This is a genomic window from Chryseobacterium indologenes (assembly GCF_001295265.1).
GTDB classification, from domain to species: domain Bacteria; phylum Bacteroidota; class Bacteroidia; order Flavobacteriales; family Weeksellaceae; genus Chryseobacterium; species Chryseobacterium indologenes_A.
Map to the genome: position 1 here is coordinate 160,934 of NZ_LJOD01000009.1, position 19,974 is coordinate 180,907.

The window sequence follows — 19,974 nt, forward strand, 5'->3', positions numbered from 1 at the left end:
CTTAGATTAGATTTCGGATTTTATAGTAACGTTCTATATAGGTCCCTTAAACTGAATCCAGATTAATTACCTTTCAGCAGCAAAAGGATACCTTTCGGTAATAATTTTTTTACAGGGAGGTGTTTTTCATCCTATTTTTGATCCAGAAAACAAACATTCCATGAAAATACAAGGACGTAAAATACTGTTTCTGCTGGCTCTGCTCAGTTTCATAGTAGGATATTCACAGGTGAAAATTTCAGGAAAAGTTACCTTCAGAAATAAAGGAGTAAGTGAAGTAAATGTCACCTTAAAGAATACTTATGATGGAACAACAACCGATTCCGGGGGGAATTTCTCTTTTGAAACCTCCGAAAAAGGCAATCATACAATAACATTTACTCATCCAAAATATGAGGAAACTGAAAAAAATGTTGTTATTGAAAATCAGAATATCACATTCAGTGCAGAACTTAAAGAGCAGATCAGCGAGATTGATGCTGTAGTTGTCTCTGCAGGCTCCATCGAGGCCAGTGATAAGAAAAGGGCAACTGCACTTCTTACCCCTGTAGATATCTATACCATAGCTGGGGCAGACGGGCAGATCTCTTCTGCATTAAATTACCTTCCCGGAGTTCAGAAAGTAGGAGAAACAGGCGGTCTTTTCATCAGAGGAGGAACAGCATCAGAATCCAGAATTTTTATGGACGGAAGCCTTATCAATAATTATTTTTCCAATTCAATACCCGGAATTGCTGGAAGGGATCAGTTCAATACATCACTTTTCAAAGGAAATATATTTTCAAGCGGAGGTTATTCTGCCTTATACGGACAGGCTCTTTCTGGAGTTTTGATGCTGGAAAGTGTTGACCTTCCGGATCAGAGTTCCTATGATTTTGGGATTTCACCCATATTTCTTAGTGCAGGATTTCAAAAGTTAGGGAAAGATCAGCGGCATTCTTATGGCGCTTCCTTCAGCTATTCCCTTCTGAACCTGATGCAGAAAGTATTCAATTTCAACACAGATTTTATTGATGCTCCTAAAGGATTAGACGGTAATTTTAATTTCAGAATTAAAACAAAATCAGGCGGAATTTTAAAATATTACGGAATGTATACTTCCAATAAAATGGGGGTAAAATCAGAAAGCCTGGAACCTGAATACGATTTTTCACTGGTGAGACTGAAAGGCAAAAATACCTATCATAATCTATCATTCAGACAAAAATTCGGAAAATACCTTCTGAATATAGGAACATCTTATTCTTTCAACAGTTCGGATCTGAACTTTTCTACGGAAACGGATGAAACTGAATCGGGCAGGACCAGGCTTCTGACTGACGGCAATTATATCAATTTTAAAGCGGTTGCTGACCGGAAAATTAACAGGATCAGCGCTGTGAGAGCTGGGTTTGAATTGAATAATACGGATGAAAAACTGAATTTTGAGGCTATCCGGAAGAATTATAAAGACCTTATTTCTTCTGTTTTTGCAGAAACAGATCTTGGATTCAGTAATGCGTTATCCGCAAAAATTGGGGTAAGAGCAGAACATTCCTCTTTTCTGAATAAAAATAATATAGCACCCCGTTTTGCGCTGGCTTATCGTCTTGCCGATAACTGGACAACCTCTTTAGCTTACGGACTCTTTTATCAGAACCCGGAAAGCAAATATATCAACGGCCCTGCAGATCTTGGCTTTCAGAAGTCGCAGCATTATGTTTTTCAGCTGCAAAGAGGAACTGAAGGAAGAACCCTGCGCCTTGAAGCCTTTTATAAAAAATATGACCAGCTGATAAAAACATTCAATATTACACAGGGAAGTACGCAGGCCCAGCAAACCCAGATGGCTTTAAACAATGATGGATATGGCTATGCCAAAGGAGTAGAGCTGTTCTGGAGAGATAATAATAAAACATTTAAAAACATTGATTACTGGATCACATATTCGTTTCTGGATTCCAAAAGAGACTTTCTTAATTATCCCGTCAGCTTAAAACCTGGATTTGCTGCAGAACATACACTTTCAGCCGTGGTAAAAAGATTTATACCAGAGTGGAAACTGGGGGCAAATCTGTCTTATACGTATGCCAAAGGGCGGCCCTACTACGATATTGCCTCGTCTTTTGAGAATGGAAGAGCAGTTAATTATACCAGACACGAAGGACGGCTGAAAGATTATAATGCACTTAATCTGAGCTTTAACTATATCCCCAGTCTCGGAAAAAAAGAGGCAAAAGCTTTCACTGTTTTTGTATTAAGCATTTCCAATATTTTGGGGGCAAAAAATGTCTACGGCTATAATTTTTCTACAGACGGAGCAAGAAGTTCAGCCATAGTTCCACCGGTGAATACCTTTGTTTTTGTGGGGGCATTTATCAGCTTCGGAGTTGATAAAACACAGGATGCAATTAATAATAATTTATAAAAATAATGGGAATTAAATTGTAATAATACAATGTTTTCTACGAAATACATATCTTTGATAAAAATATAATTAATCTAAAAATTGATGTAATGAAAAAATATCTATTAAGTTTTGCTTTTGCTTTTATGAGTTTAACATCTTTTGCTCAGTCAGATTATGAAAAAGTAATGACAGAAAAAATTAGCAGGATAGAAGCATGCAGAACAGCTGAAGATTTTCAGGCTTTAGCCAACGATTTTGCAAGAATTAATGCCAAAGAAACCAAAGAATGGCTTCCCGGATATTATGCTGCATTTGCCAGCATTCAAAAAGGGAGAGTCCTGATGAGAGAAGGAAAAATGAAAGAACTTGATGCTGCTGCCGCAGAAGCAGAAAAATATCTGGCAGGAGCTACAGGGGTTTTAAGAGGAGATAATGCTGAAACCCATCTTCTTAGAAAAATGGCTTTTTCATTAAGAATGATGGTTAACCCGCAGCAACGATATAAAACAGCTGGTGCCAGCGCTGAAGCTGAAATGAAAGCAGCAGAAAAAATGGATCCGGAGAACCCGAGAATTGCCCTTATTAAAGCAGAAGATGTATATTTTATGCCTAAACAATATGGAGGAAGCAAAACTAAAGGAATAGCAATGTTTAAAGAAGCTTTGGCTAAATTTAATACATATACTCCAAAATCAGCATTAGATCCGAACTGGGGGAAAGCAGAAGCTGAATACTTTATCAGCCAGCCGGTAAAATAAAAACAGAATAAAACTTTCTTTGATTAAAGATTCTTTATTCCTGTATCACTAAAACTAACCTTCATTCTGTGAAGGTTTTTTTATACCCTTCAGACCAGGAAATCTACCTTTCAGTGAGAAATAATTTTTAATATCTTTAATAGAGACTAATTTTGGCTCCATAAAAAACCAACATGAAACGCAAAGACCTAATCCTCTTACTCTGGGTATCGCTGGGAACAGCAATGTTCTTCTTTTTGTTTTTCAACGCTGAAAAGACCTTTTACAACTTTTTGATTACACTGCTTATCTCAGTGATGTATTCTTTCGTAATTGGTATTGGAAACGGAGTGATCAGTGATTTCCTGGACAGGAAGTTTCCTTGGTCTGAAACAACCAGAACAAGAGGCATTCTAAGTATTATTTCTATTATAGTAAGCAATTTTATTCTGGTTTACTTCTGTAATTACATGAATTTTGTTGTGATTCAGAAATCCGCTACTGCTGAGGTTTTCTTCTCTAATAAATATGGACTGACCAACTGGTTCATGATCAATATAGCTCTTCTGATCTCCGCTTTTCTCCATGCTAAAGGCTTTGTGGATGAGCTGAAGAAAACCTCCAAAAAAGAAGTGGTTGAACAGAAACTGATTGCTAAGTCGGCCAATGCACAATTTGAAAGTTTAAAAAACCAGCTTGATCCCCATTTTCTTTTTAATTCATTGAATGTTTTGAGCTCTTTAATTGATGAAAATCCACAACAGGCCCAGAAGTTTACTTCTTCAATGTCAAAGATATACCGTTATGTACTTGAACAAAAAGATAAAGAACTGGTAACGGTGCAAGACGAGATAGAATTTGCTAAAACCTATTGTGAACTTTTAAAAACCAGATTTGAAGACAGTGTGGAATTTACCTTTGAAGTGCATAAAGATGATTACAGGAAGTACGTGGTGCCGCTTTCATTACAGCTTTTACTGGAAAACTGTATCAAACATAATTTTGCGACCTCTTCAAGACCTCTCACTATTAAAATATTTTCAGATCACGATACTTTGTGTATAGAAAATAATCTTCAGGTAAGAGAGCAGATTAAAGAGAGTTCCGGAATTGGGCTGGCCAATATCGTTCAGCGGTATTCACTGCTTACCAAAAGAAATGTATTTATAGAAAAATCCGGGGATTATTTTAAAGTAAAGCTTCCGGTACTGGTAAGTAAACCTAATGTAGTCAGCATTCAGCCGGAAGATAAAGACAAAGCTTATGAAAGAGCTCAGAAACGGGTGAAGGAAATAAAAAGCTTCTATGCAAATCTTATTTCTTACTGTATTGTAATTCCGTTCCTGATCCTTCTGAATCTTTTAACCAATCCCAAACACATCTGGTTTTATTTTCCGATGCTGGGATGGGGAATCGGGCTTGCCGCTCACGGAGTGAGTGTATTTGCCATAGGAAAGAACTGGGAAGACCGGAAAATAAGGGAAATTTTAGAAAAACAAAATCAACAATAAACCATGATTATCGAGAATTTAGATACCAGCAGCATCCGTTATAAAGAAGCAGAAAAAAGAGTAAAAAAGCTGAAAGGGTTTTACATGTCTGTTTTTGTTTATGTAGCCGTAAACCTCTTCATTCTGTTTGTAAATTATACAGAGTTGAATCCCGGGGAAAGTATATGGAGAATACAGTATTTTATAGTTCCCATTGTTTGGGGGATTATCATCATACTTTACGGGATTACGGCCTTATTTCCCGGATTTCTGCCGGGACGGAAATGGGAAGAAAAGAAAATCAAAGAATTAATGAAAAAATAAAATAAAAAGAGCTGAAAGATAAAATCTGTTTTTCAGCTCTTTTTGCCTTTCTGTATTTACCTTCTTAAAAATAGATTATATGAATACGTTACAAGTTATATTTTACGTTTCAATGGCCGTATGGTTTCTAAGTGAATTTCTTTACAAGAGAATTCTTAAATCTACAAAAAACGACCGGAAAAATAAAGATAAGTCCAGTCTTAATATATTATGGCTGGCCATTCCTTTTTCTATTGCCGCTTCAATATCGGTCTCTGATGTCACCGGTTTTTTCATTACCGGAAATAACTGGATTCTGTATTGGGGGGAGGCTTTCATTCTTATCGGAATTATCTTTCGGTTTATAATCATCAGGTCGTTAGGGAAGTATTTTACAGTAGATGTTACCATAAAGCAAGACCATAAAATTAAAAAAGAAGGATTTTACAAATACATCAGACACCCTTCTTATACTTTTTCTTTGCTGACTTCACTGGGCCTGGGTATGTATCTGAATAACTGGCTGTCATTACTACTTGCCTTTCTTCCTCCGTTCCTTGCTTTTGCCTACAGAATTAAAATTGAAGAACAGGCTCTTATTGAGCAGTTCGGAAACGAATATATTGAATACAGGAAGAAAACAAAGAAACTCATTCCGTTTATCTATTGAAACTCACTGCAGGCTTAAAAGGGTTAAAGCAGATCGCTGGAAGCAAGCCTTAGTGTTTTGATTTACATTATCTGTAGCTAAAGTAACCTTCAGCCCTTTATCTTCCATATCTAAGTTTCTCATCTTGGGTATCCAACATTTACCATTCAGTCACCATAATTTACCATTCAGTTATATAAAGTTGAATCAGGCTCTCTTTCCGTCTTACCTTTGATTCAACAAAATAACAAATCAATCTTTAAACAGAAAATTATGGAAACAACATCATTCGCTAAAGAGAACCTTGCTTATGAAAGAGCGTCTAAAAGAGTAAAAGAACTGAAAGGATTTTATGGAAATCTTACTTCATACTGTCTGGTTATTCCTTTTTTACTGGTTCTTAACCTTTTAACAGCTCCCGGTCATTTATGGTTTTTCTGGCCAGCATTGGGATGGGGAGTTGGAATTGCTGCTCATGCAATAAGTGTTTTCGGAATCGGAAAAGACTGGGAAGAAAAAAAGATTAAGCAATTAATGGAAGAAGAAAAAAGAAATACAAAAACACTGTAACCCAGTTTTAATCTAAAAACATACTGCCATGAACTATAATGATGCCTACAGAAGAGTAGAGAAACTAAAGAAATTTTATAAAAACCTTTTATGGTTTGGAATTGTAGCCGGAGTGATTTTGCTTAGAAAATATCTGAAATACGGAACCTTTGATTTTTCAGCAACAGGAAGCTCTCTGCTGCTTACAATCTGGGGAATCATCCTGACTGTAAAAGCTGTTGACTTATTCGTTTTTGATGATCAGTGGGAAAGGGGAATCGTAGAAAAAGAACTTAAAGACCATAAAAAACCGATTGATTATTAGAATTTCCCTGCTTTTTTCTAATTTTATTCCGGATTTTTAAACCCAAACCCAATATCCCATGATCAAAACTGTCATTATCGAAGATGAGAAACCTGCTTCAAGGAAATTAGAACGTATGCTGAGTAACTTTCCTGATTTGGAGGTGGTTGCTAAAATTGAATCGGTAGAAGACGGTGTGGCCTGGTTTTCAGAAAATGAACATCCGCAGCTGATCTTTTCAGACATTGTACTGGGTGACGGACTGTCTTTCGATATTTTTGAAAAGGTGCCCACAAAAGGCTTTATCATTTACACAACAGCTTTTGACCAGTATACGCTGAAAGCATTTAAACTGAACAGCATAGATTATCTTTTAAAACCCATTCTGGATGAAGATCTTGCAGCAGCAGTAGAAAAGTTTAAATCATTTATTCCATCGGATAATACAATCGGTTCCGAAGATATCAGGCAGCTTATCAGGAAAGAAAAATCTACACTTTCCAGGGTTCTTGTGAAGATTGGGTATAACCTGAAGATTGTACAGACCGATGAAATTAGCTGTTTTTTCAGTGAAAATAAGATTGTATATCTTCAGACTAAAGAACGTACGTATCCTTCAGATTTTACACTGGATGAACTTGAAGAGGTGCTTGATGAAAAGAAATTCTTCCGGGTAAACAGGCAGTTTATCATCAACTCCGGACATATTAAAAATATTCATACCTCGCCTTATTATAAAGTTGAACTTGAGTTTCAGCCACAGGAAGAAATTACTGTCAGCCGGGATCGTGTCAAAGACTTTAAAGAGTGGCTGGTCAGCTGACAGACTGAAGAAAATTAGCAGATATTAAAAAAAAATGCTGAAATTAATGGCATAACTATCTGTAGTCAATTCTGTTAGATTCTGTATCTTCAAGCTGTTTTACAATAGATTTTGGAATCTCATCACTATCAATAGGAAAACTGACAGAATCTGAAATGAATGTTTTTCTGTCCGCTTTCTGAAATATTTCAAAAAGGGCAATAGGCTCCTGATTAAAACTGATACATGTACTTATAAAATGCAACTCATGGAGCTTATACTCTGGATTTTTGAGCTTTTCCTTAATATCTTTTATCCTTGAGATAAAGTGACGCTGTCGGATGAACGTATTGCTGTTCATAATGATGAATACGTAGTCTGAATAAGCGGTGACTTTTCCGAAATATTTGTGGTGGTCGCCTCCGCTTCTTTCAATAAAGTATTCCCCGGTAGTTTCAGACCTGTAGATTTCCATCGCAGAACGCCAGATGCGCTCTTCTTTTGCCTGTAAAGGGTTTTCAGGAAGATTTCTGTTATAAGAATACCAACAGCCGATAAGACGGTCTAAAAGTGCTGTGTTCAGGCGTACATTATTCAGGTCTATTTTAAGATCATTAAAATTAAAGGATTCTGTGTTGGAATTAATAAAATCAATATAATTTGAATATCCTAAAACCTTAACAATACTGCTTAGCTTAGCCAGGTTTGGCCTGCTTAAATCGGCACTTTCATTGAGCCTGTATTTCTTTAGCTTATTGATGATCAGATGTTCATACAGATAATTCAGCCCGAGAAGATCCGGTGCCTTCTTAATTCCTTTCTCTGTTTGGCTGGCAGAGATCAGCTCATTCAGCTCTTCACTGATATAAGCCCATTCGGTCTTGGTGACATCTTCCCAATGATTTTTCTTCAAAAAATGACGGCTTAAAAAATTCATCAGCTTTTCAAGGTGTAAAACATCTTCTTTTTTCATAGATTTATTTTGTAAGACTAATTTAAGATTTTTACAGAACTAAAAAAGGCCATAAGAAGACTTTTATATTTCAAAATCAAAAGATATTTGAGTAGAAAAATAAAAGTAAAGACAATGGAAACAACAATTCAATTTAAAGACGAATTTCTCTGGAACAGATTACAGGGATTTTCATTAGATGCTTCCGATGCCGATTTCCCTTTTTCTAAAAAACTGGCTAAAGAAGAAAACTGGACTCCGGATTTCACTAAAAAAGCAATAGAAGAATATAAGAAGTTCATTTATCTGTGCTGTATTCTGCCTCACGGAGCCTCACCCAGTAAGATTGTAGACAAAGTGTGGCATATGCACCTGATTTACACCCAAAACTACTGGGAAGAATTCTGTCCTCAGATCCTCAGAAGAAAGCTTCATCACCATCCTTCAAAAGGTGGACAGAATGAAAAGGACAGACATCAGGACTGGTTTCTGCATACGCTAAGACAATACAAAACCATCTTTCAGAAAGAAGCGCCTGAAGATATCTGGCAGGAAAAAATACAGGAAAAAAACCGGAAAAACGGGTTAAAGAAATTCCGGATTCTTCCTTTGTTTATGATTCCGTTCTTACTGTCATCCTGTCTGGGAGAAATTCTGAGCACTTTAGGAATACTCTTTTTTTCCATATTGGGGGTTACTATTTTCGGATCTGTTCTTTCATTATTCCCCGGAAGTAAAGGAGAAAACTCCAAAGATGGAGGAGGTGCTGGAGGATGCGGTGGCGGAAGCAGCTGTGGCGGTGGATGCGGCGGCGGTTGTGGCGGGTGCGGTGGATGTGGCGGTTAAAAATAAATTAAGCTATGAAAAATCTGACCATTCATTCAGTTCCGGTAATTACCAGCCTGATATGGCTTTACGCAGAAAATCATACCCTCAATCCATTAATGGTAAAAGGCCCGGAATTCCTGAAATTTTACCTGATCCTGATCCTGGGAACCTATCTTATCACTTTTTTCTTAAAAAGATCAGGAGGAACAGCGCTGAAAACGTCACTTTATTTTATCTCCCTTATCCTTATTCTCGGTATAATCAGGCTGGCAAGAGGAATAAGCCTTGGAAAACCGGTTGGCTTTCTGATAATGATTCTTATTATGGAAATAGTTGTAATAATGATTCTTATGTTTTATTATTTCAATCATAAGACTAAGGTATGACAATACGGGGCAAAATAAAAAAATAACCCGAAACAGTCTGTTTCGGGTTGATATAATTTAAGATTTTTGCTGATCTTCCTGATCTGTTTTAAGGCCATATCTTCTGATTGCTGCTGAGGTAATGGCTACAAGAACTGTACACAGAAGAAGCTCTGATTTTTCAGGATGATAAATTTCCTGGTAGATATTATACCCTAACAGCATAGATACAATGAATAATAAAACACTGTTTACGGCGATGTACTGATGGTTTGAAGTCGTTTTCATAATGATATTTTTATTGTTATTTACTGAGTAAGTATCACAATTTAAAATACGTTACAAAAAAGATCAAAAAATTTTCTTTTATGAAATGACCCCGCTCCCGATCAGCTCTTCCCCGATATACCATGAAGCAAACTGTCCTTCTGCAATAGCCGACTGCGGCTCATCAAATTCAATATAAAAAGCATCATCAAACTGATAAAGAACAGCTTTCTGTAACGGCTGCCTGTATCTGAACCTTGCCATAACCTCCATTGATCCTCCGTTGTCAAGCCTCATATCTTCGCGTACCCAGTGGAGCTCAGGATTCTCAATTTTTAATGCTTTTCTGTATAATCCCGGGAAGCCGTGTCCTTCACCTACAAAAAGAATGTTGTTTTCCATATCTCTGGAGACGATAAAACAGCTTTCTTTATGGCCGCCTATCCCAAGGCCTTTGCTTTGTCCGATTGTGAAAAACTGGGCGCCCTGATGCTTTCCGATTACTTTTCCGTCAGACTTTTTATAATGGATTTTCCTGGATAAAAATTCAAGCTCTTCCTGTTTTGAAGAAAATTCCGGAGCTTCACCGGCAAAAAGTGGTGAATCTTTAAAGATCTCAACAATTTCACCTTCTTTCGGAACCAATTGCTGCTGTAAAAACTGGGGCAGGCTCACCTTTCCGATGAAACACAATCCCTGGGAGTCTTTTTTATCAGCAGTTACAAGCCCGATTTCCTTTGCAATTTCTCGTACCTGAGGCTTTGTAAGTTCCCCGATAGGAAACAACGCCCTGGAAAGCTGGTCCTGGCTCAGCTGGCATAGGAAGTACGATTGATCTTTGTTATTGTCTTTTCCGGCAAGTAGATGGAAAATTTCCTTTCCGTTTTCGTCGAAAGTTGAGGTTACCCTGGCATAATGTCCTGTTGCCACCTTATCTGCTCCCAGAGACATTGCTGTTTTCATAAAAACATCAAATTTTACCTCACGGTTGCACAATACATCAGGATTTGGGGTTCTTCCTTTCTCATATTCGGCAAACATATAATCTACAATACGCTCTTTGTAAAGCTCGCTCATATCAATAACCTGAAACGGAATTCCCAATTTCTGAGCTACCATAAGCGCATCATTACTGTCTTCAATCCAGGGACACTCGTCCTCTAAAGTTACCGACGCATCATTCCAGTTCCTCATGAACAGAGCCACTACTTCATGGCCTTGCTGTTGTAGCAAATATGCTGTAACACTGGAATCTACACCTCCGGAGAGGCCTACTACTATTTTCATTCTATTTCAATTTTACGGAACTCTTAACGGGAGTCCTTAGTTTGATCCGGCAAAAATACAATTAAAAAAATTCGTAAAAAAACCATAATTTTAAACATTGATAAAAACGATAGTATATGAAAAAGTTTATTATTCCTCTCATGTTGATGCTTTCAGTACCGGCATTTTCACAGGTTTCAGTAGGTACACAGGCTCAGGAAAATAACAAATGGACCTTTGGGGGCGGAATTGGTCTGGGCTTCGGAAGTAACAGCGCTTTTTATCTGCAGGCTTCACCCAGAGTAGGGTACAGATTGACGAATGACCTGGAAGCCGGTGTTATGGGAAGTGTTTCCTGGCAGACTTCGGATTTTTACAGATCAACAATGTTCGGAGTTGGGCCGTTTGCCAATTATTATTTTGCACGGTCATTTTATGTGGGGGCTAATCTCCAGCATTATTTTATCAATTATAAAGATAAATATTACGATTATAAATTCAATGAAGAAGAAACAGCACTGTACCTTGGAGGCGGTTATATGCAGAGAATAGGAGGCAACTCTTTCATGCAGATCGGTTTGATGTACAACGTATTATGGAAAGAAAATTCCAGCGTATTTTCAAGCGGTCTGATCCCCAATATAGGTTTTGTGATAGGAATGTAATCTTCAGCCTATCCGTACGATACAACAAAAAACGCCGGGAAAAATGCCCGGCGTATACTTTTATTTTTTTATGATCAGTTTAAAGGTTTTTACAGGTGTTTTATCGGTTTTCCTTACAGATAACAGATAACTGCCATTGCTCAGTTTACCGGAGAGCCTGAAATGTTCTTCCCTGTTTTTTGAAGTTAAATCAGAATGAACGAGTCTTCCGGACATATCGGTAATGTTGATCAGATAGGATTCTTTTTCTAAAACAGATCCTTTTAAGCTGAAATTTCCGTTATTGGGGTTGTTGTAAAGAACCAGATCTTTTGAAACATTAGTTTCAGAAGCAGAAAGAACTGTTGAACTGAATTTAGCAAGAAATCCTGCTTTTCCGCGGGTTTCAGTAGGCGGATAAATTATATTTTGCTGATGTCCGTTAGCAGAACTGAATCCATTTGGATTTTCGGTGTTACCAAAAAGGTAGAATGCATTTGTGTTTTTTGAGAATTTACAGCCAATATCTGTAAGGTAGTAATATCCATTAGTTTCCGTACTGTTAAACCCTCCATAATAAGAAGTGAAAAGATGTGATCCTGAAGTGGTAAACATAGAAAAGAAAGCATCATCCCTTGCTGGATTGGGCTTAGTGGGGCCATAAGTTCCGGGTGATGCTATGTTCTGACTTCCCTGCGAAGTTCCTGCGAAGAGTATTTTGTCATCTTTTACATCAAGGAAATTATAGGAAGATACAAAATCAAGGTCGTCACCTCCCAGATATGTGCTCCATGCCCGTTTTCCGTTGTCATCAAATTTTGTCAGAAAAAGATCAAGCCAACCTGTAGACTGCTGCTTATAAGCCCCCTCTGTAGCATAATAGGTGCTGGGATTTACGGTACTTCCTGCCAGATAAATACCGGTAGAAGTTGCTTTTATACCAATAATCTGACCGGATGCAGTCTGAGGAATTCCGTAATAAGTCCCCCACATTCTTTTTCCGGTATTTCCGTCAATCTTAGAAAAAAACTGCTTTGATTTTTCCGATTGAAAAGCTCCTGGAGTTGCAAGAACAGAGCTCGTTTCATCAAGCTCATCACTTCCTGCAATATAAAGATCATTGTCAAAAGCATTGAGGCAATAAATGAGTTTGGAAGGCGTGTAAGTTGCCCATATTTTCTGTCCTTGCAGATTAAGCTTTACGAGATAAGAATTGGCCAGTGGAACTCCGCTTAAATCAGGAACAACGGTGAAGGCAGGCTGAAAGGTTCCGGGGTCTCCAAGGTTCTGCCAGGTAGTTGTACCGGTAATGTATATATTTCCCTGCTCATCATCTGCCAGAGTATACGAGCTTCCGCCGGGAACGTAGGTCTTCCACAAAAGTTGGTTATTTTCATCATATTTTGAAAGAATAGCATCATTATTGGTTACCGATTCGGGAAGCCAGACTCCGGAAGGCAGTGGTGAGTTTGGTTCTGCTTTCTCAACATAATAGATATTTCCGGCCTGATCTCTGAAACGGACATAATTTCCAAAGAAGGGATACTCTGAAAGAAGCATATTTCCGGATGAAGAGAGCTTTCCGTAAAATTCATTGGTATAAGGTGATGTTGCTGAAGGAGTAAAAAGATGTCCTCCGGGAGTAACAAACTGGTTGTAATAAGCAGCAGGCTGTACGGGATTATTTATATCATGGCCCGAAATTCCGTCTGTTATAATAGAATGAGTATCAGGGTCTTCATAAATAGATGAAATTTCAGTATTGAAACCTCCTAAATAAGTTGCCCAATCCCGTTGATAAGGGAAATTTTGAGAGGATAAAAGGGTTGGGAGTAAAATAAGAAACAGATGTTTTGATTTCATAACATATTTGATATTTCTTGGTTTTTAGCAGGTTATCCACAAAAATAGGAAAACAAAAACGAATAATATTCATCGATTGGAGATAAAATGAAAATATAAAATAAAAAAAGCACCGGATTTTTTCCGATGCTTTTCATTATGATTAAACTCTATTTACTTTAAGATTGAGAAGACTTTTCAGCCGTTTTTTTAGGTTTTGATGCCTTTCCGGTTAATCCGTCTTTCGCTTCATTCAGGTCAAGAATTACTGTTTCACCTTCGTTTAGCTGTTTGTTAACCAGCATTTCAGCCAATAGATCCTCAATGTATTTCTGGATAGCACGTTTCAGTGGTCTTGCACCGAAATCTTTATCCCATCCTTTTTCAGAGATGAAATCTTTTGCTTCTTCAGTAAGTTCTACTTTGTAGCCTAGTTTTTCCAGTCTTCCGTAAAGCTTATTCAGCTCAATATCAATGATTTTCTTGATATCGTCCTGTACAAGAGAGTTGAAGATCACAATATCATCAATTCTGTTCAGGAATTCCGGAGCAAATGCTTTTTTAAGGGCATTTTCAATGGTGCTTCTCGCTCTTGAGTCTGAAGTTGTCTTTTTAGCCGAAGTCCCAAATCCTACACCATCTCCGAAATCTTTAAGATCTCTTGTTCCGATATTGGAAGTAAGGATGATGATGGTATTTCTGAAATCAATCTTTCTTCCTAAGCTGTCAGTCACGTGGCCTTCATCTAGAATCTGTAAAAGAATATTGAATACATCCGGGTGAGCTTTCTCAATTTCATCCAAAAGAACCACAGCATAAGGTTTTCTTCTTACGGCTTCTGTCAGCTGACCACCTTCTTCATACCCTACATATCCCGGAGGCGCTCCTACTAACCTTGAAACGGCAAATTTTTCCATGTATTCACTCATGTCAATACGGATAAGAGACTCATCAGATTCAAATAATTCTCTTGCCATTACTTTAGCCAGCTCGGTTTTACCAACCCCGGTAGTACCAAGGAAAATAAATGTTCCGATAGGGCGGTTAGGATCTTTCAGACCGGCTCTGTTTCTTTGGATAGCCTTAACAACTTTTTTCACGGCATCTTCCTGTCCTATCACTTTTCCGTTAAGCTTTTCATCCATCTGAGCGAGTTTGTCAAGCTCATTTTTGCCGACTTTCGTTACAGGAACTCCACTCATCATAGAAACCACTTCTGCAACATTTTCTTCGGTTACGGTTTCTTTTTTCTCTTTTACATCTTTATCCCACTTATCCTGGGCGGCATTAAGCTCCATCTGAAGACGTTCTTCTTCGTCTTTAAGCTTTCTTGCTTCAAGATAATCCTGGGCTTTTACTGCTTTCTGCTTCAGTTCCTTGATATCTTCGATCTTTTTCTCAAAATCAATGATTTCAGTAGGCACTTTCATATTTTTAATATATACTCTGGAACCGGCTTCATCCATTGCGTCAATCGCTTTGTCTGGTAAGAAACGGTCCGTAATATATCTCGACGTAAGATTAACACACGCTGCAATGGCTTCAGGAGTATAAATTACATTGTGATGCTCTTCATACTTATCTTTGATCTGGTTCAGAATCTGAATGGTTTCATCAATAGAAGTTGGTTCTACCATTACTTTCTGGAATCTTCTTTCCAAAGCGCCGTCTTTCTCTATATACTGACGGTATTCATCCAGAGTAGTTGCTCCGATGCATTGAATTTCACCCCTTGCCAAAGCAGGTTTGAACATATTAGAAGCATCTAAACTTCCAGTGGAACTTCCGGCGCCTACAATGGTGTGAAGCTCATCAATAAACAGGATCACATCACGGTTCTTTTCCAGCTCCGTCATGATGGCCTTCATTCTTTCTTCAAACTGACCACGGTATTTTGTTCCTGCCACTAAACTGGCAAGATCCAGAGTGATCACACGTTTCCCGTAAAGAACTCTTGATACTTTTTTCTGTTGAATTCTTAAAGCTAATCCTTCTGCAATCGCAGATTTACCAACTCCTGGCTCACCAATAAGAAGCGGGTTGTTTTTCTTTCTACGGGACAGGATTTGAGAAACACGTTCAATTTCCTTTTCACGTCCTATTACAGGGTCTAATTTTCCGTCTCTTGCCAAAGAAGTTAGGTCCCGGCCAAAGTTATCCAGTGTAGGAGTTTTACTTTTCGCCGAACCCAGATTTCCTGTAGGCTTCCTCATCTGCTCAAAATCCTCTCTTTCATCGTCGTCGTCATAAGCACTCATTTGTGGTGCCTGCCCGGAATTTTTCAGCATCGTCTGATACTCTCTTGAAACGCCTTCATAGTCAATGTCGTAAGCTCCTAAAATGTTGGAAGTAGGATCCTCATATTTATAAAGAATGCCTAAGAGCAAATGAACGGTATTAATTTCATTGCTTTTATATTGTCTGCATTCCAGCTCTGCACGCTTAATGGCATGATCAGCCATCTTGGTGAAAGAAATATTGGTAACTTCCTCAGAAATAGGATTTAAACTTGCTGTATTTAGAGTTTCAATTTTTCTTCTGATTTGTGTTAAATCCGCATTAAGGTTTTGAAGGATTTCTTTTGCAGAGTTTTCCGTCTTTATAATACCTAAAAGTAGGTGTTCTGTATTAAGAAATTCACTTTTCAGCCTTTTAGCTTCGCTCTTGCTTTGTTTGAACACCTGGCTCAAACCTTGTGAAAACTTATAATCCATAATATATCTCATTAGAATAAAGGCTGCGGTGCCATTTATTCATTATCTAAATTACAAATATTTTACCAAAAAACAATTAATGACTTTATGGCAGAAAAAATTTTATTATCTTATTGAAAATGATTAAGTTTGTGATCCTTAAATTTTCCCCCATGGATTCCAATATCACAACTTATATAGGCTATTCTGCTTCAGTTTTTATCGTGCTGAGTTTCATTCTGAAAGATGTAAGAAAAATTAGGGTGGTCAATATGATAGGCTGTATATGCTTTGTTATTTATGGCATCTATAACGGATGGCTTTGGCCGGTTATTATTCCGAACGGATTGATCTGCTTTATACAGATCTATCATCTGATGATCGGAAATAAAAAATGATGAAGAAAAAAATAATCACTTCTGCATTTAGTAATCTATACACAGATCAGCGTATAGAAAAAGTGTGCAGAACTTTGCATGACAATGGATATCAGCTCGAGCTGATTGGGAATGACTGGAACGGAGCTGAAAAAATGGAACGTCCCTATCCGTTTTCCAGAATACACTTGATTTCCAGAAGTTTAAAAACAGCTTATTTTGAATTCAACTGGAAATTATACCGGGAATTAAATAAGAAAGCTGACCACAATACTATTCTTCATGCCAACGATTTGGATGCGTTGCTGCCAAATTATCTTCTTTCTAAGAAGCTGAATATCCCTTTGGTATTTGACAGCCATGAAATTTTTTCAGAAATGCCTGCCATTCAGGGCAAAATGTCACAAAAATTGTGGAGATATTTAGAAAAAAGCATAATTCCGAAGCTTGAACTGATGATAACAGCAAGTGGAAGCTACGCCAAATGGTTTCAAAAAAAGTATGCAGTAAACCCAGTTGTTATTCAGAATGCGCCAAGAAAAATAAAATTTACAGAAAGAATCCCGGAAAATACTCCCAGAATATTTCTGTATCAGGGAGTGATTAATCCTTTTCGCGGAATCGACAAAGCCATTCTGGCGATGCATCATCTGGAAGGTGTTATTTTGAAGATAGCAGGGGACGGACCCCAGAAAAAAGATTATGAAGACCTTGTCTGCAGAGAAAATCTTCAGAATAAAGTTAAGTTTCTGGGAAAGCTTAACCCGGAAGAGCTTAGAAAAATTACGATTACGGCAGATATAGGAATGAGCCTTGAAGAGAATGGGGGAGACAGCTATCTGTATTCACTGCCTAATAAAGTAATGGATTATATCCAAAGCCGTGTTCCTGTAATTTTGACTGGTTTTCCTGAAATGCAACATATTAGAAACCGGTTTGATGTAGGTGAAATTATTAAGGATCATCAGCCTGAAAATATTGCAGCAGCAGTAAAAACCGTCTTAAATAAAGGAAGGTTTTCTTATCAGGAAGAACTTGAAAAGGCAGCAGACATCCTGTGCTGGGAAAATGAGGAAATAAAACTGTTGCAGGTATTTGAAGAAGCATCAAGGTTGTAGGAAGCTGTAGACTCTAATCAACATAATATTCAAATAAAAGCTTAAGAAAAACTTAAAATTTCTAAATTTAGTATCTTTGCATTAAGAAATTTGTGAAAAATGACCATTAAAGAAAAACAGCAGGAAATTATCGGAGAATTTGAGTTTCTTGAGGATTGGGAGCAAAAATATGAGTATATCATTGATCTTGGAAAAGAATTGAAAGGTCTCCCGGAAGACAAAAAAACTGACGAAAATCTGATTAAAGGATGCCAGAGCAAGGTATGGATTGATGCTGAATTTAAAGATGGAAAACTTTTTTTCAATGCAGATTCTGACGGAATTCTTCCTAAAGGGATTGTTTCTCTTTTGGTAAGCATCTACAGTGGACATTCTACACAGGAAATTCTTGATTCTGATTTTGAATTTATTTCTGAGATCGGGCTGCAGGAATTCCTTTCACCTTCCAGGGCAAACGGCCTGATGGCCATGACGAAACAGATCAAATTTTATGCAGTAGCGTATCAGCTAAAGTCTTAGTCGTGACCAGAATTTTAGCATATCGTTTTTCGGCTTTTGGCGATGTTGCCATGACAGTTCCTGTTTTCAGAGAATTTCTGGAACAAAATCCCGATGTGGAGATCATTATGGTTTCCAGAAAAAATTTTGAAAGCTTATTTACCGGAATTCCCAATGTTACCTTCAAAGGAATTGATCTGGATGATTATAAAGGTTTTTTTGGCTTAAGAAGGCTGGCTCATGAATTAATGAAGGAGTTTAATCCTGATCTTATCGCCAATCTCCATGACGTGATCAGAACCAAAATTCTTGACCGTATTTACAGAAGGAGAGGTCTTAAAGTTTTTAAAATAGATAAAGGAAAAGAAGAAAAAGAAGAGCTTACCGATGTCTGGAACCTGAATAAAGTACAGCTGAAGAGAACGGTTGAGCGTTATGCTGATGTTTTCCGTAATATGGGTTTTCCTGTAAAGCTTTCCAATCAGCTGAGACCTGCTCCGGGCCCGAAAGAGGGAATAGGTTTTGCTCCTTTTGCCCAGCATAAAGGAAAAATGCTTCCTTTGGAAAAATCATACGAACTGGTAAGAATATTAGCTCAAAAACATACAGTATACTTTTTTGGTGGAGGTAAAAAAGAAACTGAAACGCTTGAAAAATGGGAAAAAGAGATCCCGAATACCAAAAGTCTTTCAGGAAAATTAAGTCTTACAGAAGAACTGAAAAAAATTTCAGAATTAGAGCTGATGATTTCTATGGATTCTGCCAACATGCATCTGGCCAGTTTAATGGGAACCCGATGTGTTTCTGTGTGGGGGGCAACACATCCCTATGCTGGGTTTCTGGGCTTTGGACAGCACGAAGAAGATGTGGTTCAGGTAAAAGATCTTACCTGCAGACCCTGTTCTGTTTTTGGTGATAAAGAATGTTATCGCGGGGACTGGGCATGTCTTGAAGAACTGGATGTTCAGAAGATCGTCGAAAAAATTCAGCTATAATGAAACTTTCCGTATGTATTCCTGTTTATAACTTTGATGTCTGTGAACTTGTTTCTGATTTGAAAAGCGAGATCGGAAGGAATGATATTGATGCAGAAATTATCCTTATTGACGATGCTTCCGGTGTTGATTACAGGAAAGTCAATCAAAGCCTTCAAAATAAGGTGGAGAATTTTATTTTCCTTGAAGAAAATATAGGAAGATCCCGGATCCGGAATCTTTTTTATCAACATACAGCAGGGGAGTATCTGTTGTTTCTGGACTGCGACGGTAAGATTACAGATAAAAACTTCTTAAAGAATTATATATGCTTTATACAAGGGAATCCGGAAGCTGCTGTTATTTACGGTGGTAGGAATGCCCCAAAAACTGCTTCAGACCCTGAGCACTACCTGAGATGGAAGTTTGCGGTAGAAAGAGAGAATCTGCCGGTTGATTTGCGCCGGAATAAACCTTATTTAAGCTTTCAGACAAATAATTTTATCATCAAAAAAGAGGTCTTTAAAAAAGTGAATTTCCATCCTGATTTTCAAAAATACGGCTATGAAGACCTCCTTTTTGCCATGGAACTGAAGTCTGAAAAAGTAAAAATAGACCATATTGATAACCCGATCCTGAATAATGATCTGGAAAGCAATCGTGTGTATCTGGGAAAAGTAGATGAATCTGTAGAAAGCCTGGCTAAAATGCTTAAAGATAAAAATCTCCGGCCTAAACTGACTGAAGTTAAGCTGGTGAGACTGTATGTTAAGCTTTATAAAACGCCGTTTGCTTTTTTTATCAGGGTTTTATTAGGGAACAGGGGGTTGAAAATAGTAAAGGAAACTCTTTTAAAAGGAAATGTCAGTCTCAGGTATCTTGATATTTATAAGCTGGGGCTGCTTTTTAAGAAGATGAAGGGGTAAT

21 protein-coding genes are annotated in these 19,974 nt (G+C 37.7%); 16 read left to right on the forward strand and 5 right to left on the reverse strand.

The features are described 5' to 3' along the window. Nucleotides 1-160 precede the first annotated feature (160 nt). From AOB46_RS14360 to AOB46_RS14395, 8 genes are all read left to right on the forward strand, one after another. Entirely contained in the window at nucleotides 161-2,407 is a 2,247-nt protein-coding gene (locus AOB46_RS14360; RefSeq protein WP_062700556.1) for a TonB-dependent receptor, read from the forward strand. 89 nt (nucleotides 2,408-2,496) lie between these two features. Beyond that, nucleotides 2,497-3,147: a hypothetical protein gene (locus AOB46_RS14365; RefSeq protein ID WP_062700558.1), complete on the forward strand. Its 651-nt coding sequence runs from the start codon at nucleotides 2,497-2,499 to the stop codon at nucleotides 3,145-3,147. A gap of 173 nt (nucleotides 3,148-3,320) precedes the next feature. After that, nucleotides 3,321-4,637, forward strand: a complete 1,317-nt coding sequence (locus AOB46_RS14370; RefSeq protein WP_062700560.1) for a 2TM domain-containing protein — start codon at nucleotides 3,321-3,323, stop codon at nucleotides 4,635-4,637. Between the two features lie 3 nt (nucleotides 4,638-4,640). After that, the gene (locus tag AOB46_RS14375; RefSeq protein ID WP_241489217.1) at nucleotides 4,641-4,940 is read left to right on the forward strand and encodes a 2TM domain-containing protein; all 300 of its coding nucleotides are present in this window, start codon (nucleotides 4,641-4,643) and stop codon (nucleotides 4,938-4,940) included. A gap of 79 nt (nucleotides 4,941-5,019) precedes the next feature. After that, the gene (locus AOB46_RS14380; protein ID WP_062700562.1) at nucleotides 5,020-5,589 is read left to right on the forward strand and encodes a methyltransferase family protein; all 570 of its coding nucleotides are present in this window, start codon (nucleotides 5,020-5,022) and stop codon (nucleotides 5,587-5,589) included. A 252-nt stretch (nucleotides 5,590-5,841) separates the two neighbouring features. Continuing rightward, a complete protein-coding gene (locus AOB46_RS14385; protein WP_062700565.1) occupies nucleotides 5,842-6,138 on the forward strand; it encodes a 2TM domain-containing protein in 297 nt (98 codons plus the stop codon). Between the two features lie 28 nt (nucleotides 6,139-6,166). Then, nucleotides 6,167-6,442: a 2TM domain-containing protein gene (locus tag AOB46_RS14390; RefSeq protein WP_062700566.1), complete on the forward strand. Its 276-nt coding sequence runs from the start codon at nucleotides 6,167-6,169 to the stop codon at nucleotides 6,440-6,442. A gap of 58 nt (nucleotides 6,443-6,500) precedes the next feature. Continuing rightward, the gene (locus AOB46_RS14395) at nucleotides 6,501-7,244 is read left to right on the forward strand and encodes a LytR/AlgR family response regulator transcription factor (protein WP_082377148.1); all 744 of its coding nucleotides are present in this window, start codon (nucleotides 6,501-6,503) and stop codon (nucleotides 7,242-7,244) included. Between the two features lie 55 nt (nucleotides 7,245-7,299). Here the strand turns inward: AOB46_RS14395 and AOB46_RS14400 are convergent, their stop codons facing one another. Then, entirely contained in the window at nucleotides 7,300-8,196 is an 897-nt protein-coding gene (locus AOB46_RS14400) for a hypothetical protein (protein ID WP_062700568.1), read from the reverse strand. A gap of 114 nt (nucleotides 8,197-8,310) precedes the next feature. Here AOB46_RS14400 and AOB46_RS14405 point away from each other — a divergent pair, with 114 nt between their 5' ends. Together AOB46_RS14405 and AOB46_RS14410 are read left to right on the forward strand one after the other, a co-directional pair. Further along, nucleotides 8,311-9,021, forward strand: coding sequence for a glycine-rich domain-containing protein (locus AOB46_RS14405; protein ID WP_062700570.1), 711 nt, complete (start codon nucleotides 8,311-8,313; stop codon nucleotides 9,019-9,021). Nucleotides 9,022-9,035: 14 nt separating this feature from the next. Beyond that, on the forward strand, nucleotides 9,036-9,389 hold the full coding sequence (locus AOB46_RS14410; protein ID WP_062700573.1) for a hypothetical protein: 354 nt from the start codon (nucleotides 9,036-9,038) through the stop codon (nucleotides 9,387-9,389). A gap of 57 nt (nucleotides 9,390-9,446) precedes the next feature. Here the strand turns inward: AOB46_RS14410 and AOB46_RS14415 are convergent, their stop codons facing one another. Together AOB46_RS14415 and mnmA are read right to left on the reverse strand one after the other, a co-directional pair. Next, nucleotides 9,447-9,656, reverse strand: coding sequence for a hypothetical protein (locus tag AOB46_RS14415; RefSeq protein WP_062700575.1), 210 nt, complete (start codon nucleotides 9,654-9,656; stop codon nucleotides 9,447-9,449). A gap of 78 nt (nucleotides 9,657-9,734) precedes the next feature. Beyond that, nucleotides 9,735-10,922, reverse strand: coding sequence for a tRNA 2-thiouridine(34) synthase MnmA (gene mnmA, locus AOB46_RS14420; RefSeq protein WP_062700577.1), 1,188 nt, complete (start codon nucleotides 10,920-10,922; stop codon nucleotides 9,735-9,737). A 116-nt stretch (nucleotides 10,923-11,038) separates the two neighbouring features. On the opposite strand from mnmA, the gene AOB46_RS14425 reads away from it, so the two are divergent. Continuing rightward, complete coding sequence (locus AOB46_RS14425) at nucleotides 11,039-11,566, forward strand: hypothetical protein (RefSeq protein ID WP_062700580.1); 528 nt, start codon at nucleotides 11,039-11,041, stop codon at nucleotides 11,564-11,566. Nucleotides 11,567-11,626: 60 nt separating this feature from the next. Here AOB46_RS14425 and AOB46_RS14430 read toward each other — a convergent pair whose 3' ends face one another. Continuing rightward, entirely contained in the window at nucleotides 11,627-13,408 is a 1,782-nt protein-coding gene (locus AOB46_RS14430) for a T9SS type A sorting domain-containing protein (RefSeq protein ID WP_062700582.1), read from the reverse strand. A 158-nt stretch (nucleotides 13,409-13,566) separates the two neighbouring features. Continuing rightward, on the reverse strand, nucleotides 13,567-16,101 hold the full coding sequence (locus AOB46_RS14435; RefSeq protein ID WP_062700697.1) for an ATP-dependent Clp protease ATP-binding subunit: 2,535 nt from the start codon (nucleotides 16,099-16,101) through the stop codon (nucleotides 13,567-13,569). A gap of 152 nt (nucleotides 16,102-16,253) precedes the next feature. Here AOB46_RS14435 and AOB46_RS14440 point away from each other — a divergent pair, with 152 nt between their 5' ends. The 5 genes from AOB46_RS14440 (at nucleotide 16,254) to AOB46_RS14460 (ending at nucleotide 19,973) form a co-directional block, all read left to right on the forward strand. Beyond that, on the forward strand, nucleotides 16,254-16,478 hold the full coding sequence (locus AOB46_RS14440) for a hypothetical protein (protein WP_062700699.1): 225 nt from the start codon (nucleotides 16,254-16,256) through the stop codon (nucleotides 16,476-16,478). Beyond that, nucleotides 16,475-17,575 (forward strand): glycosyltransferase family 4 protein, encoded by a 1,101-nt coding sequence (locus AOB46_RS14445; protein WP_062700584.1) that lies wholly within the window; start codon nucleotides 16,475-16,477, stop codon nucleotides 17,573-17,575. The genes AOB46_RS14440 and AOB46_RS14445 overlap by 4 nt, the downstream gene beginning before the upstream one ends. Nucleotides 17,576-17,674: 99 nt before the next feature. Continuing rightward, the gene (locus AOB46_RS14450; RefSeq protein WP_062700586.1) at nucleotides 17,675-18,094 is read left to right on the forward strand and encodes a SufE family protein; all 420 of its coding nucleotides are present in this window, start codon (nucleotides 17,675-17,677) and stop codon (nucleotides 18,092-18,094) included. A gap of 2 nt (nucleotides 18,095-18,096) precedes the next feature. Beyond that, nucleotides 18,097-19,068, forward strand: a complete 972-nt coding sequence (locus AOB46_RS14455; RefSeq protein WP_241489218.1) for a glycosyltransferase family 9 protein — start codon at nucleotides 18,097-18,099, stop codon at nucleotides 19,066-19,068. Beyond that, a complete protein-coding gene (locus AOB46_RS14460; RefSeq protein WP_062700591.1) occupies nucleotides 19,068-19,973 on the forward strand; it encodes a glycosyltransferase family 2 protein in 906 nt (301 codons plus the stop codon). Before AOB46_RS14455 ends, AOB46_RS14460 begins: the two co-directional genes overlap by 1 nt. Nucleotide 19,974: the final 1 nt, after the last annotated feature.

Excerpts from the sequence above, each read along its gene's own strand:
- mnmA (WP_062700577.1), bottom strand. The coding sequence starts at position 10,922 with ATGAAAATAGTAGTAGGCCTCTCCGGAGGTGTAGATTCCAGTGTTACA.
- AOB46_RS14445 (WP_062700584.1), top strand. The coding sequence starts at position 16,475 with ATGATGAAGAAAAAAATAATCACTTCTGCATTTAGTAATCTATACACA.
- AOB46_RS14410 (WP_062700573.1), top strand. The coding sequence starts at position 9,036 with ATGAAAAATCTGACCATTCATTCAGTTCCGGTAATTACCAGCCTGATA.
- AOB46_RS14440 (WP_062700699.1), top strand. The coding sequence starts at position 16,254 with ATGGATTCCAATATCACAACTTATATAGGCTATTCTGCTTCAGTTTTT.
- AOB46_RS14415 (WP_062700575.1), bottom strand. The coding sequence starts at position 9,656 with ATGAAAACGACTTCAAACCATCAGTACATCGCCGTAAACAGTGTTTTA.
- AOB46_RS14435 (WP_062700697.1), bottom strand. The coding sequence starts at position 16,101 with ATGGATTATAAGTTTTCACAAGGTTTGAGCCAGGTGTTCAAACAAAGC.
- AOB46_RS14450 (WP_062700586.1), top strand. The coding sequence starts at position 17,675 with ATGACCATTAAAGAAAAACAGCAGGAAATTATCGGAGAATTTGAGTTT.
- AOB46_RS14365 (WP_062700558.1), top strand. The coding sequence starts at position 2,497 with ATGAAAAAATATCTATTAAGTTTTGCTTTTGCTTTTATGAGTTTAACA.
- AOB46_RS14400 (WP_062700568.1), bottom strand. The coding sequence starts at position 8,196 with ATGAAAAAAGAAGATGTTTTACACCTTGAAAAGCTGATGAATTTTTTA.
- AOB46_RS14360 (WP_062700556.1), top strand. The coding sequence starts at position 161 with ATGAAAATACAAGGACGTAAAATACTGTTTCTGCTGGCTCTGCTCAGT.
- AOB46_RS14375 (WP_241489217.1), top strand. The coding sequence starts at position 4,641 with ATGATTATCGAGAATTTAGATACCAGCAGCATCCGTTATAAAGAAGCA.
- AOB46_RS14430 (WP_062700582.1), bottom strand. The coding sequence starts at position 13,408 with ATGAAATCAAAACATCTGTTTCTTATTTTACTCCCAACCCTTTTATCC.
- AOB46_RS14385 (WP_062700565.1), top strand. The coding sequence starts at position 5,842 with ATGGAAACAACATCATTCGCTAAAGAGAACCTTGCTTATGAAAGAGCG.
- AOB46_RS14425 (WP_062700580.1), top strand. The coding sequence starts at position 11,039 with ATGAAAAAGTTTATTATTCCTCTCATGTTGATGCTTTCAGTACCGGCA.
- AOB46_RS14395 (WP_082377148.1), top strand. The coding sequence starts at position 6,501 with ATGATCAAAACTGTCATTATCGAAGATGAGAAACCTGCTTCAAGGAAA.
- AOB46_RS14370 (WP_062700560.1), top strand. The coding sequence starts at position 3,321 with ATGAAACGCAAAGACCTAATCCTCTTACTCTGGGTATCGCTGGGAACA.
- AOB46_RS14460 (WP_062700591.1), top strand. The coding sequence starts at position 19,068 with ATGAAACTTTCCGTATGTATTCCTGTTTATAACTTTGATGTCTGTGAA.
- AOB46_RS14380 (WP_062700562.1), top strand. The coding sequence starts at position 5,020 with ATGAATACGTTACAAGTTATATTTTACGTTTCAATGGCCGTATGGTTT.
- AOB46_RS14390 (WP_062700566.1), top strand. The coding sequence starts at position 6,167 with ATGAACTATAATGATGCCTACAGAAGAGTAGAGAAACTAAAGAAATTT.
- AOB46_RS14405 (WP_062700570.1), top strand. The coding sequence starts at position 8,311 with ATGGAAACAACAATTCAATTTAAAGACGAATTTCTCTGGAACAGATTA.